General features: G+C 35.2%; 12 protein-coding genes and 1 tRNA gene. All 13 read left to right on the top strand.

Features of this window, described 5'->3' with window-relative positions:
• A partial coding sequence (locus N3D17_07225; protein MCX8083159.1) for a hypothetical protein occupies positions 1-77 on the top strand: 77 nt, incomplete at its 5' end.
• Between the two features lie 15 nt (positions 78-92).
• A complete protein-coding gene (gene rpmG, locus N3D17_07220) occupies positions 93-245 on the top strand; it encodes a 50S ribosomal protein L33 (GenBank protein MCX8083158.1) in 153 nt (50 codons plus the stop codon).
• Positions 246-304: 59 nt separating this feature from the next.
• Positions 305-378 (top strand) — tRNA-Trp (locus N3D17_07215).
• Between the two features lie 56 nt (positions 379-434).
• Positions 435-620, top strand: a complete 186-nt coding sequence (gene secE, locus N3D17_07210) for a preprotein translocase subunit SecE (GenBank protein ID MCX8083157.1) — start codon at positions 435-437, stop codon at positions 618-620.
• A gap of 3 nt (positions 621-623) precedes the next feature.
• On the top strand, positions 624-1154 hold the full coding sequence (gene nusG, locus N3D17_07205; protein ID MCX8083156.1) for a transcription termination/antitermination protein NusG: 531 nt from the start codon (positions 624-626) through the stop codon (positions 1152-1154).
• Between the two features lie 13 nt (positions 1155-1167).
• A complete protein-coding gene (gene rplK, locus N3D17_07200; protein MCX8083155.1) occupies positions 1168-1593 on the top strand; it encodes a 50S ribosomal protein L11 in 426 nt (141 codons plus the stop codon).
• Positions 1594-1615: 22 nt separating this feature from the next.
• On the top strand, positions 1616-2326 hold the full coding sequence (gene rplA / locus N3D17_07195) for a 50S ribosomal protein L1 (GenBank protein ID MCX8083154.1): 711 nt from the start codon (positions 1616-1618) through the stop codon (positions 2324-2326).
• Positions 2327-2343: 17 nt separating this feature from the next.
• Positions 2344-2895: a 50S ribosomal protein L10 gene (gene rplJ / locus N3D17_07190; protein MCX8083153.1), complete on the top strand. Its 552-nt coding sequence runs from the start codon at positions 2344-2346 to the stop codon at positions 2893-2895.
• A complete protein-coding gene (gene rplL, locus N3D17_07185; GenBank protein MCX8083152.1) occupies positions 2882-3283 on the top strand; it encodes a 50S ribosomal protein L7/L12 in 402 nt (133 codons plus the stop codon). Before rplJ ends, rplL begins: the two co-directional genes overlap by 14 nt.
• Before the next feature lie 24 nt (positions 3284-3307).
• Positions 3308-10882, top strand: coding sequence for a DNA-directed RNA polymerase subunit beta' (gene rpoC, locus N3D17_07180; protein MCX8083151.1), 7575 nt, complete (start codon positions 3308-3310; stop codon positions 10880-10882).
• A 9-nt stretch (positions 10883-10891) separates the two neighbouring features.
• Positions 10892-11290, top strand: a complete 399-nt coding sequence (rpsL, locus tag N3D17_07175; GenBank protein ID MCX8083150.1) for a 30S ribosomal protein S12 — start codon at positions 10892-10894, stop codon at positions 11288-11290.
• A gap of 3 nt (positions 11291-11293) precedes the next feature.
• A complete protein-coding gene (rpsG, locus tag N3D17_07170; GenBank protein ID MCX8083149.1) occupies positions 11294-11764 on the top strand; it encodes a 30S ribosomal protein S7 in 471 nt (156 codons plus the stop codon).
• 138 nt (positions 11765-11902) lie between these two features.
• Positions 11903-13963, top strand: a complete 2061-nt coding sequence (gene fusA, locus N3D17_07165) for an elongation factor G (GenBank protein MCX8083148.1) — start codon at positions 11903-11905, stop codon at positions 13961-13963.
• The last annotated feature ends 141 nt before the right edge of the window (positions 13964-14104 follow it).

The following is a 14104-nucleotide window of genomic DNA, read 5'->3' as shown; positions in this document are numbered from 1 at the left end:
AAAAAGGCCAGAGATTTGCTATAAGAGAGGGCGGAAAAACTGTAGGAGCAGGCGCTGTAACTGAAATAATTAAATAAAATGTGGAGTGTGAAATGCGTGAAACAATATCTTTAATATGTTCTGAGTGCAAAAGGAAAAATTACTTTACAACAAAGAACAAAAAAGGGAAGAAAGAGAAAATAGAAATAAGTAAATATTGTCCGTCCTGTCATAAACATATTCTTCATAAAGAGGGAAAACCGTAATAAAATCTGCTTTGTTGCTTTTATTTTGATTTATGTTATAATATTTATTTTTAGTGTTTAGGCCTGTAGCTCTAACTGGCAGAGCAACGGACTCCAAATCCGTGGGCTGGAGGTTCGAATCCTCCCAGGCCTGCAAAGCAGAGAAGAACAGGACAGAATATATTAATAGTAAATGTAGCATCTGAAAAAATGAAAAAAAAGATTATTAATTTTTTATCAGAGGTCCGTATGGAACTTGAGAAGGTAACATGGCCTGAACGGAAAGCATTGAAATTAACAACAGGTGTAGTTGTATTACTTATGATTTTATTTGCTTTTTATATTGGCGTAGTAGATATTATTTTTTCAAAACTCATCGCAGTATTCCTGAGGTAAAAAATGGGAAGATGGTATATACTCCATGTAAGAACTGGACAGGAAGAGAAGGTTAAGAAAATGCTTCTTAATCAACAAGAAGAAGATACAGGTGCAATAAAACAGGTGATTATACCTAAAGAAGAAATTTCTGAAATATCACAGGGGGAGAAAAAAATAAAAACCAGAAGGTTCTGGCCAGGTTATGTTCTTATTGAATTAGATGAACAGAAAGAGAATGAAATTATCTGGCATATGATAAGAAAGACCCCAGGTGTATTAGGATTTCTCGGCGCAGGACAAAATCCTGTTCCACTGTCTCAAGAAGAAGCAGAAAAAATACTAAATGAAGTTGAAGAAAGAAAGAGTAAACCTATTCCAAAAGTGGAATTTAATGTAGGAGATAAAGTAGAGATAACCGATGGTCCTTTTGTGAATTTTTCAGGTGTTGTGGAAGAGGTATATCATAACACTCAGAGATTGAAGGTTAGTGTATCAATCTTTGGCAGAGCAACCCCTGTTGAATTAAGTTACTGGCAGGTAGAGAAGATATAAAGGGAGATAACCTATGGTTGAAAAAAAAGTAAAGGCAGTTATAAAACTCCAGATTCCGGCAGGACAGGCAACACCTGCCCCACCGGTAGGTCCTGCACTGGGGCAACATGGAGTTAATATTATGGAGTTTTGTAAGGCGTTTAATGCTGAAACAAAAGGAAAAGAGGGAATCCTACCTGTAGTATTAACAGTTTATGAAGACCGTAGTTTTGAATATAAAATTAAAACCCCACTTACAGCGGAACTGATTAAAAAAGCAGTAAATATAGTAAAAGGCTCAGGAGTACCTAATAGAGAAAAAGTAGCGAAAATTACCAAAAAACAGATTGAGGAAATCGCAAAGATAAAGATGGCTGATTTGAATACAGACAACCTTCAAAGTGCTATAAAAATAGTAGAAGGAACAGCAAAAAGCATGGGCGTGGAAGTAGTTGAATAGAACCAAAAAAGGGAGCTATAAAGTGAAGATACGGAGCAAAAAGTATAAAGAGATAGAAAAGAAAAAAGAAGATAAGGTATATGGAATTGAAGAGATAGTTGATAGGTTGAAAGATATGGCTGGAAAAAGAAAATTTGATGAAACAGTTAATATGGCAATCCGTCTGGGAATTGATGTTAAAAAACTACAGCAGCCGGTAAGAGGTTCCGTAGTTCTTCCTTATGGTTCTGGAAAATCCGTAAAGGTTCTTGTCTTTGCTACGGGAGAGGATGTCGGAAAAGCAAAAGAGGCAGGGGCTGACTATGTAGGGGGAGAAGAATTAGCAGAAAAGATTAAGAATGGTTTTATGGACTTTGATAGTGTTGTAGCAACTCCTGATATGATGAAGATAGTATCTCCTTTAGGAAAAATATTAGGACCAAGAGGCCTTATGCCAAATCCCAAAAGTGGAACTGTAACAAAAGATATAAAAGGAATTATAACTGAACTAAAAAAAGGACGGATAGAGTTTAGAATGGATAAAGATGGAAATTTACATCTTCCTGTAGGTAAGGCCTCTTTTGATAAAGAAAAATTGATAGAAAATATAAATTCTGCCTTAAAGGCGGTTCTTGCAGCAAAACCTTCTTCGGCAAAAGGTAATTATATTCGTAATGTAACCCTTTCCTTAACTATGTCTCCTCCTTTAAAACTTGACACAGGAAAGGTACTCAAAGAGATTGAAATTATTTAGAGTCAGGAGATAGAACAATGAAAAGATTGACCAAAAAGAAAAAAGAAGAATTTGTAGAGAAGATGAGTAAACAAGTCCAGGAAAATAATATAAACATTATCGTTGGGTTTTCAGGACTTTCTGTTCTTGAAATGCAAAAGATAAGAAGTGGATTAAAAGGGAAGGGATGTAAAATGCAGGTTGTTAAAAACACTCTACTTGAAAGGATATATAAGAAAATAGATTGTGAAGATATGTGTCCAAAAATAGGAGGACCTGCATTTATTGTCTGGACAAATACAGAAGATGAGATAGGTATTCTGAAAGAGGTTTATAACTTCCAGAAGCAATTGGGAAAAATAAATGTTAAAGCAGCTCTTATAGGGAAAAAAATTTTCTCTGCAGAAGAACTATCATCAATAGAAAAACTACCTGGGAAGAAAGAAATAGAGGCAAAGATTGTATGGATTTTAAAGATGCCTGCAAGAAGAATTGTTAACTCACTAAACTTTACCTTAATGAGAATAATACAGGATTTAAAACAAATATCAGAAAATAAAAGAAAGGAGAACGAAAATGGAAAAAGTTGAAAAAAATGTATTGGATGATATTGTAGAAAAAATAGAAAAACTTTCTGCGCTGGAACTTTCAGAATTAGCGAAAAAGCTAGAAGAAAAATTTGGTGTAGAAGGGATGATGGCACCTGCAGCAGTAATGAGTGTATCCACTGCTGGTTCTGGAGCAGCAGAGGAAAAGAAAGAAGAAAAGACCACTTTTGATGTAATATTGAAATCAGCAGGAGCAAATAAAATCCAGGCAATCAAAGTGGTAAGAGAGATAACAAATTTTGGATTAAAAGAAGCGAAGGAATTTGTAGAGTCATTACCGAAACCAATTAAAGAAAAAGTAAGTAAAGAAGAAGCAGAAGAAATAAAGAAAAAGATGGCAGCTATTGGCGCAGAAGTAGATATTAAATAAACCAACTCCTTAAAGGAGAAAAAAATGAGAGTAGAGATTCCAGATTTGTTAGGGGTTCAAAAGATACCATATTTAGAATTCCTTCAGAAAGATGTACATCCTGAAAGTAGAAAAAAATCTGGATTAGAGGAATTATTTCACAGAACTTTTCCTGTAGTAAGTGAAGATGGACTTTTATCTCTGGAATATGTCAATTACACACTTGAGGAACCTATTGAAACTATTGAAGAATGTATTGAAAAAAAGACAACTTATGAGTCCCGCCTAAAAGTTAAATTCCGGCTTATTGTTAAAGAACAGAATAAACAAACAAAAGAACTACAGGTTAAAAGCGTAAAAGAACAAGAGATATATATAGGTAATATACCTTTAATGACAGATAACGGTAGTTTCATTATAAATGGTGTAGAAAGGGTTATAGTTAATCAGTTAGAGAGATGCCCCGGTGTATATTTCAGCAGAGAAGAAGAAGTTGGCATCCAAGGACCTGTATATTCAGCCAAGATATATCCTGCTAGAGGTATGTGGATTGAACTTCATATTGATACTCATAATCTTCTTGTAATCAATCTGGGGAGACGCAAAGTTCTTTTGTCAACTTTCCTTAAAGCATTGGGATATGACGATGAAAAAATTCTCAGAACCTTTTATGATGACCCCTCAAAAATAAAATCAGATGCCACACTTTCAACAACCCTCGCAAGAGATGAAATAAAAACCCGTGACGATGCTTTAAAAAAGATATATTCAGAGTTGAAACCAGGATATCCTCCAATTCTCAAGGAAGCAGAGAACTATCTTTATGGACTACTTTTTACTGAAGATAATTATGATCTTTCAGAAGCAGGAAGAAGTCGTATAAATAAAAAATTAGGGCTCAATTTTACAGAACGACACTTAAGAGAAGAAGATATAATAGAAACGACAAAGTATCTCCTCAATCTTGTAGAAAAGGGTAAAGGAGAAATTGATGATATAGACCATCTCGGTAATAAAAGGGTCCGTGTATCTGCTGAAATTATAAGTGAGTATGTTTATGAAGGTCTTATCCGACTTGCAAGATTTTCTAAAGAGAAGATGGTAATGGTAGATAAACGGAAAGCCAACAATTTAAAACCTCAGGACATAGTAAATGGAAGAGTTTTTATAACTGTAATGAATGACTTTTTCGCCAGAAATCAACTTTCACAGTTCTTAGATAAAATCAATCCTCTCGCTGAGATAACACATAAGAGAAGAGTCGTTGCTGTTGTTAGGGAAAAGAAAAGGGCTGGCTTTGAAGTAAGAGATGTTCACTATACACATTTTGGAAGATTGTGTCCTATAGAGACTCCTGAGGGAGCTAATATAGGACTTATCAATTCACTTACAGTATATTCAAAAATAGATAATCTGGGTTTTATAAAAACACCTTACTTCAAGGTAGAAAATGGAAAAGTAACAAACCATATAGAGTATCTCTCAGCAGATAGAGAAGATGAATATACTATAGCTCCTCCTGATACTCCAGTAGACAAGAAAACAAAAATGATTATCCCTCAGGAAGTGACGGTAAGAACTAAAGGTGGTAATTTTGAAGATGTCTCTCGGGAAAAAATTGACTATATCGGCATATCTCCTGTTCAATTGTTAAGCATAAGTGCTTCTCTTATCCCATTTTTGGAACATGATGATTCCAACCGTGCTCTGATGGGTTCAAATATGCAAAGGCAAGCGGTCCCACTTGTTAAAAGTGAAAGCCCTCTTGTAAAGACAGGTATGGAGAAGCATGTTGTACGAGATAGCGGAGTTGTTATAAAAGCAAAAGCAGATGGGATTGTAAGTTATGTTGATGGAGAGAAAATAGTGGTAAAGAGAGATGAAAAAGGAATGTTTCCTTGGGAAGAAGAAGATATATATCTTCTCAAAAACTTTGTACGGACTAATCAGGATACCTGTTTTCATCAAAGGCCTATAGTAAATATAGGTGATAGAGTAGTAAAAGACCAAATAATTTCAGATGGACCATCTGTATCAAAAAATGGTGAACTGGCACTAGGGAAAAACCTGCTGGTGGCTTTTATGTCCTGGGGGGGTTATAACTATGAAGATGCTGTCATTTTAAATGAAAGGGTTTTAAAAGAAGATATATTTACCTCTATACATATAAAAGAATTTGAGGTTGAAGCGAGAGAAACAGAATTAGGACCGGAAGAAATTACTTCTGACCTCCCCAATACACCTGAAGAACGCTTAAAAAATCTAGATAAAAATGGTATTGTAAGGATTGGGGCTGAAGTTGAACCTGACGATATACTGGTAGGTAAAGTAACCCCGAGAGGTGAATCTGAACTTACTCCAGAAGAAAAACTTCTTAGAGTAATATTCGGAGAGAAAGCAAAAGATGTTCAAAACACTTCCCTGAAAGTTCCACCAGGAATAAAAGGAACTGTTATCAATGTAAGGAAATATACACGAAGAGAATATACTCACAAGGAAAATATCTCTGAAAAAGAAAAAGCAGAAATTAAAAAGGAAGAGGAGAGAATAAAAAAGGAGATAAAAGAATTAGAATTGCGGTATAAGGCAAAAGAAAATATAGTTAAAAAAGTTATTACTGAAGAATTGAAGAAACTTGCAGAGAGAGAAAAAATACAACATCGCGTCTTATCAAATCCAGAAAGCTGGGAAAAATTCATAAATAAACTAACAGGGGCACATAAAGAAAAAGCACAAAAAATTGTTGATATTGGAAAAACAAGGCTGGAAAATCTTGAAAAAGATCTCAAAAATGAGATTTTTAAAATAAAGAAAGGACCAGACCTTGACCCTGATGTTATCACAAAAGTAGTTGTAGAGATTGCCGTTAAAAAGAAGATAGATGTGGGTGATAAGATGAGTGGGAGACATGGAAATAAAGGTGTTGTCTCCAGAATACTTCCTGAAGAAGACATGCCATTTCTCAAAGATGGCACTCCTGTAGATATGATTTTAAATCCTCTGGGTGTCCCTTCAAGAATGAATATAGGTCAAGTACTGGAAATACATCTGGGGAAAGTATTAAAAGCATTAGGATATGATATGGAAGTACCTGTTTTTGAAGGTATTGAAGAATGGGAAATAAAAGAATTATTTAGAAAAGCAGGGCTGTCTGAAGATGGTAAGGATGTTTTATATGATGGGAGAACAGGAGAACCGTTTTACCAGCCAGTAACAGTGGGTTATATGTATATGATGAAATTAAAACATCTCGCTGATGAAAAAATTCATGCAAGAAGCACTGGTTCATATTCTCTTATAACACAACAACCATTGGGAGGAAGAGCGCAGTTTGGAGGACAGAGACTTGGAGAGATGGAGGTCTGGGCACTTGAAGGTTATGGGGCAGCTCATATCCTTAAAGAAATGCTTACTGTAAAAAGTGATGATACAGAAGGTAGAAAACTTATGTATGAAAGCATTGCGAAAGGACTGAATTATAGAGGTAATAACATACCTGAGTCCTTCAATGTTCTTAAGAAAGAGTTACAAGGCCTTGGACTTGACTTAAGAATTGAAAAGATAAAAGAAAAAGGAAATGATAAAGAAATTGCTACTATTAAAATAGCCACACCTACTATAATGCGCCAATGGTCCCACGGAGAAGTTAAGAAAGCAGAGACATTAAATTACAGGACATTTAAACCAGAAAGAGAAGGATTATTCTGTGAAAAGATATTTGGTCCTGTAAGGGAATATGAATGTTCCTGTGGGAAGTATAAAAAACAGAGATATAAAGGGATAACATGTGATAGATGTGGAGTGGAAGTTACTACCTCAAGAGTCAGACGTGAAAGAATGGGACATATAGAACTTGCTACACCTGTATCCTATGTATGGCTATTCAAAAGTACTGCCAACTGGATGGGACTTCTACTTGATATGGGAAGGTCTGAACTTGAAATGGTACTCTATTATGAAAGATATATAGTTATAGACCCCGGGAATACGCCGTTAAAAGAAAAAGACCTCCTTACAGAGAGAGAATACCATGAATATCTTGAAAAATATGGAAATAAATTTAAAGCTGGTATAGGGGCTGAAGCAATACAGGCACTGCTTAAAAAGATAGACCTAAGGGCTATGGAAGAGGATATAAAGCAACAGTTAAAAAAGAAAAAAATATCTTCTTCTTATGGAACAAGACGGAATCTTGTAAAGAAACTAAGAATGGTTCAGGGACTTATTAAAACAGGAATTCAACCAGAATTCCTTATTACCAATATAATTATGGTAATTCCTCCTGATTTAAGACCACTTCTTCCTCTTGATGGAGGAAGATTTGTTGCATCTGATCTGAATGATCTTTATCAACGGGTAATAAACAGAAATAACCGTTTGAAGAAATTACTTCAGATACAGGCACCCGATATTATTGTAAGGAATGAAAAAAGAATGCTTCAGGAAGCAGTAGATGCTCTATTTGATAATGGCAAGCATGGCAATCCTATTTTGGGAAAAGGAAGACGGCCTCTTAAATCATTGGCGGATGCTCTCAGAGGCAAACAGGGTAGATTTAGACAGAATCTACTTGGCAAACGTGTAGATTATTCAGGAAGAGCAGTAATAGTTGTTGGACCAGAATTGAAATTTAATGAGTGCGGATTACCTAAAGAAATGGCGCTTGAACTTTTTGGTCCATTTGTCCTTAGAGAATTAAGAAAAAGAGAGTATTTCCATACGCTCGGAAGTGCAAAAAAAGCTATAAGAGAAAATAGACCTGAGGTATGGGAGGTATTAGAAAAAGTCAGTAAGCATCATCCTGTTTTGTTAAATAGACAACCCACACTTCACCGTCTCAGTATCCAAGCATTTGAACCACGGTTAATAGAAGGAAATGTTATAAAAATTCATCCACTTGTGTGTCCTGCGTTTAATGCTGATTTTGACGGTGATACAATGAGTGTACATCTTCCTCTCACTCCTGAGGCATGTCTGGAAGCCGAACTTCTATTGAAATCCACAACACATATACTTTCACCCGCTAATGGCAAACCTATTGTTTCTCCTACCCGAGATATTGTTATGGGATGTTTCTATCTTACTATTATGAGTGAGGAACCAGAATATCCCCATATTCTTTCAAATTTCAACGAAGCAATTTACCTTTATGACCTCGGGTATCTTGAACTACACAGACCAATAAAGGTCAGGTGTGATAAAGGTGAAATTATAACTACTACTGTAGGGAGAATTATATTCAATGAAATCATACCTTCTGGTATCCCTTATAAAAATGAGGAATTTGCCAGTTCTGGATTAGAGAGATTAATAGAAGAGATAATGGGTAAATGTGGATATGAAGCCACCGTGAAATTTCTTGATGATGTTAAAGATCTGGGATTTGCTTTCTCCACAATAGGTGGTATAACCATCGGTATAGACGACCTTAAAATACCTTCTTTTAGAGATAGTATAATTTCAGAAGCAGAGAAAGAAGTAGCAAAAATAAAGAAAAATTATCAGTCAGGAATTATCTCTGAAGGAGAGAGGTATAATAAATTGGTAGACCTGTGGACATCTGTTACAAATGAAATACAGAATGCAGTAATTTCTACACTAAGAAAAGATATTTCTGTAAAGCCATTCAGAATAAACCCTATATATTTAATGGTGAATTCAGGAGCGAGAGGGAATAAATCACAGGCAAATCAGTTGATGGGAATACGAGGATTGATGATAAGACCTAAAAAGGTTACAGGTGAGATTGGAGAGATTATTGAAACCCCTGTAAAAAAGAACTTTAAGGAAGGATTGTCATTACTGGAATATTTTATATCAGTACATGGTGGAAGAAAAGGGCTGGTTGATACTGCTTTAAAGACATCGGATGCTGGATATCTCAGCCGAAAATTAGTAGATGTATCACACTCTGTTATTATCCGAGAAGAGGATTGTGGAAGTATGGAAGGCATTCTTATCAGCCCACTTACACTTGGAGATGAAGAAATCCTTTCATTAAAAGACAGAATTACAGGAAGGGTCGCTCTAGACAATATAGTGGATATTGTAACTGATACAATTATTGTACGGGCAGGAGAGGTTATAGATGAGAAAAAAGCACAGGCAATTGTTGACGCTGGAATAGGTAAAATAAGGATACGGTCTGTACTTACCTGCCGTTCAGAAAAAGGTGTATGTGCTAAGTGTTATGGCTGGGACCTTTCAAGAAAAAAACTTGTAAATATTGGTGAAGCAGTTGGAATAATAGCAGCTCAGTCAATCGGGGAACCAGGGACACAATTAACATTGAGAACCTTCCACACAGGAGGAGCAGCATCAAGAGGAACAGGTGCTTCTTCATATAAAGCACCTCAGGATTGTGTAGTAAATTATCTTGAAAATCTAAAAGTCGTAAAAAACAGGAAGGGTAGAGATGTTGTAATTCAGAGAGAAGGGAAGATAGTTCTTTATGATGATAGGGGAAGAGAAATAGATACTTACACATTGAGAGTGGGAGCAGAAATACTTGTGAAAAATGGACAGAGAGTAGAAACAGGAAAAGTAATTGTCCACTGGGACCCGTATTCAATACCCGTAATTTCCGAATATGAAGGGACTATCAAATATGCAGACATAGAGGTAGGGAAGACAGTAAAAGAAGAGATAGATACCACAACAGGAATAAGAAGGAAAATTGTTATAAAACATAAAGAAGAAATGGATCCTAGAATTATTATACTTGATGACAAAAAGAATAAATTAGGTGCTTATCATATTCCTGAAGATGCTCATATTATGGTAGAAGAAGGAGATAAGGTATATCCAGGTGATACAATTGCAAAAATATTTAGAATAGAAAGAAGAGTGCAGGATATTACAGGAGGATTACCAAGAGTTACAGAACTGTTTGAAGCTAGGACACCAAAAAATCCTGCTATATTAAGCGAAATTGAAGGTACGGTAGAAATAAGTATAGGAGAGCGTGGAACCAGGAAGGTTATTATTTCAAATCCTGAAACAGGTACTCGCAAAGAATATGATATTCCTCCTGGTAAACACCTTCTTGTTGGTAGTGGAGATGTTGTAAAGGCAGGTGAAAGAATAACAGATGGGCATGTAGTTCTTAAGGATATATTAAAAATAGAAGGAGAGAAGAAAGTTCAAGAATATCTATTAAATGAAATCCAGAGTGTATACAGAATTGAAGGAGTTATGATAAACGACAAACATATAGAAATAATCATCCGTCAGATGCTCTCTAAAGTGAGAGTGGAAGACCCAGGAGATACATATCTGCTCGAAGGGGAAGAAATAGATAGAATAAAAATACAGAAAATTAATGAATCTCTACCTAAGAATAAAAAACCAGCTACTTTTAGCCCACAAGTTTTGGGAATTACAAGGATAGCATTATCAAGCGAAAGTTTCATATCATCTGCTTCTTTCCAGGAAACAATGAAGGTTCTGACCAATGCAGCAATATTAGGGGCAGATGACCATCTTGAAGGACTTAAAGAAAATGTTATTCTCGGAAGATTAATTCCTTCAGGAACAGGACTTTTTACAAAGAGAGAGACAGAGGAGACCACTCCTTCATCTCCTTCGGAATTTGTTTTTGAAGAAGCAATGAAAAAATAGGGGGTATATATGCCTACTTACAATCAGCTTTTAAGAAAGAAAAGAAGCAAAAAACAAAAAAAATCAAAATCTACTGCTCTTGAAAGAAATCCACAGAAAAGGGGTGTTTGTCTTTACGTAAAGACAATGACTCCCAAAAAACCCAATTCTGCCTTAAGGAAAATAGCAAAGGTAAGATTGACCAATGGGAGAGAAGTAATTGCATATATTCCTGGGATTGGACACAATTTACAGGAACACTCAATTGTACTTGTAAGAGGAGGAAGGGTAAGGGACCTGCCTGGTGTTAAGTATCATATTTTACGTGGTATCTTTGATGCCGGAGGAGTTGAAGGCAGAAAAAAATCAAGGTCAAAATATGGAGCAAAAAAACCATCTGAAAAAAGTGAGAAGAAAGCGGAGGGTTAAAAAATGCCAAGGCGTAAAAAAGCAGAAAAAAGAGAATTAAAAGGTGACTTTAAGTACACTGACCCTGAGGTCTTTGCTTTTATCAATGTACTTATGAAGGATGGGAAGAAGAGTACAGCATGTAAACTATTTTATAAATCAATGGATATAATAAGAGAGAGAACCAAAGAAGACCCATTATCTGTTTTTAAGAAAGCATTAAATAATGTAAAACCAAAATTAGAAGTAAGACCAAGAAGGGTTGGAGGTGCAACCTATCAAATCCCTGTGGAAGTTCCACCGAGAAGGAGCCTTGCACTTGCAATAAGATGGATAATTGGCACTGCGAGAGCAAGGAAAGGTAAGGGAATTGCAGAAAAACTTGCAGATGAATTTCTTGAAGCAGAAAAAGGTGAAGGGGCAAGCGTTAAGAAAAAAGAAGACACTCATAAAATGGCTGAATCCAACCGCGCTTTTGCCCATTACAGATGGTAATGTAAGGCACAAAGAATAAACTTTCTAACTTGATATAAATTTTATAATTTGCAACTTAAGTTTATTTCTTTGTGCCTTTCATATTTGCTTTGAGTTTTTGATTATTAATTTATAATTTCGTATTTGCGATTTAAAATTATGGATATTAAAAAAACAAGAAATATCGGGATAATAGCACATATAGATGCAGGTAAAACAACTACTACAGAGAGATTATTATTCTATACAGGTAAAACATATAAGATAGGAGAAGTAGATGAAGGAACTGCTGTTATGGATTGGATGGACCAGGAAAAGGAACGGGGTATAACAATCTCTGCTGCTGCGACTACCTGTTACTGGAAAAATCATAAAATAAATATTATTGATACTCCGGGACATGTTGATTTTACTGTAGAAGTGGAAAGAGCATTAAGGATTTTAGATGGAGTTATAGCCATTTTTTGTGGGGTAGGTGGCGTTCAACCACAATCAGAAACAGTATGGAGACAGAGTAGTAAATATAACATACCACGGTTGATATATATAAATAAAATGGATAGAACAGGTGCTGATTTTTTCAGGGTAATAAAAGAGATTGACCAAAAACTTCATTCCAAACCATTAATTCTACATCTGCCTGTCTTCTCAGGAGATAATTTTCAAGGAGTAATTGATATTGTAGAATCTAAATCTATTTATTATCCCTCTGAAGATGAAAGAGCCTCTCTTAAAAAAGATATACCTGAAAGATTAAAAGATGAATTCCTGAATTACAGAAATATACTTATTGAAAAAATATCTGAGGTAGATGAAAAAATTATGGAAAAATATCTTGACGGCAAAGATATAACTATAGATGAATTAAAATATGCTATAAGAAAAGGAACTCTTGAATGTAAATTTTTTCCTGTTTTCTGTGGTGCATCACTTAGAAATAAAGGAACTTTACTACTTCTGGATGCCATAGTAGATTATCTACCATCTCCTGTAGACAGAGGAAAAATAGAAGGAATAAATCCGCTGAATGGAGAACAGGTTGAAAGGATGCCTTCAGAAAAAGAAAAATTTTCTATGTATGCCTTTAAAGTTTATAATGACCCGCATAAAGGTAGAATTGTTTATACGAGGATATATTCAGGGATATTAAAAAGAGGGCATAGTGTATATAACTGGACAAGAAATTTGAAAGAAAGAATTATGAAAATTTTTGAGGTTCATGCAGATAGATACTACGAAATAGAAGAAGCCAAAGCAGGTGATATTGTTGCAGTTGCAGGTCTTAAAAAAAGCTATACAGGTGATACAATATCAGACAATGAAAGTCCTGTGCTTTTTGAAAAAATGCAATTCCCTGAACCTGTAATCTATGTATCCATAGAGCCCAAAACGCAGTCAGAACAGGATAAGGTATACAATGCTCTTTTAAAAATATCGGAAGAAGACCCTACTATAAAAATCAGGGTTGATGAAGAAACAGGACAAACAATTCTTATGGGAATGGGAGAATTACATATAGAGGTTATAGCAGAACGTTTAAAAAGAGAGTATAAACTTAATATACGTGTTGGTAAACCTGAAGTTGCATATAGAGAAACAATAACTACTGCAACAACTGGAGAAGGTAAATTTATTAAGAAAGGGGTAGAAAAAGAGAAAGGACATTATGGACATGTTGTTTTAAAAATAGAACCGTTACAGAGAGGAGAAAAATTCGTATTTGAAAATCTTACGGATGAGAGTAAAATACCAGCTCAATTTATATCTTCCATAAAAGAAGGTATTCATGAAGCAATGGAATGTGGTGTGCTTCTAGGAGTGCCTGTTGTGGACATAAAAGTTAAATTAGTAGATGGTTCTTCCCATCCTGTGGATTCTAATGAGATTGCTTACAAAATTGCTGCTTCAATAGCATTCACAGAGGCCTGCAGGAAAGCATCTCCTGTTTTGCTTGAACCAATTATGAAAATAGAACTTTCAGTACCTGAAGAATTTTTAGGTGAAGTACTGGCTGATTTTAATATGAGAAATGGTCATATAGAAGAGATAAGAATGCAGAGCGGATTTAGAGTAATTAATGGTTATGTACCTTTACGGACTATATTTGGATATGCAACTACATTAAGGTCATTGACACAGGGAAGAGGAAGTTATATAATAGAACCTTTGTATTATGAAATTGTTCCAGAAATAGAGATGAAAAAAATAATCGGAAGATAAAACAGATTCAAATTTTCCGATATGTGAATTTTGTAATTAATTTTAACTTTGGGTTTATTATTACACAAAGGAGGGAAGAGATGGCTAAGGAGAAATTTATAAGGAGCAAGCCTCATGTAAACGTAGGTACAATTGGGCATG

The sequence above is a fragment of the bacterium genome (genome assembly GCA_026414725.1).
Lineage (GTDB): Bacteria > Ratteibacteria > UBA8468 > B48-G9 > JAFGKM01 > JAAYXZ01.
The sequence above is the reverse complement of the archived record's forward strand: the minus strand, read 5'-3'. Positions and strand labels throughout refer to the sequence as shown.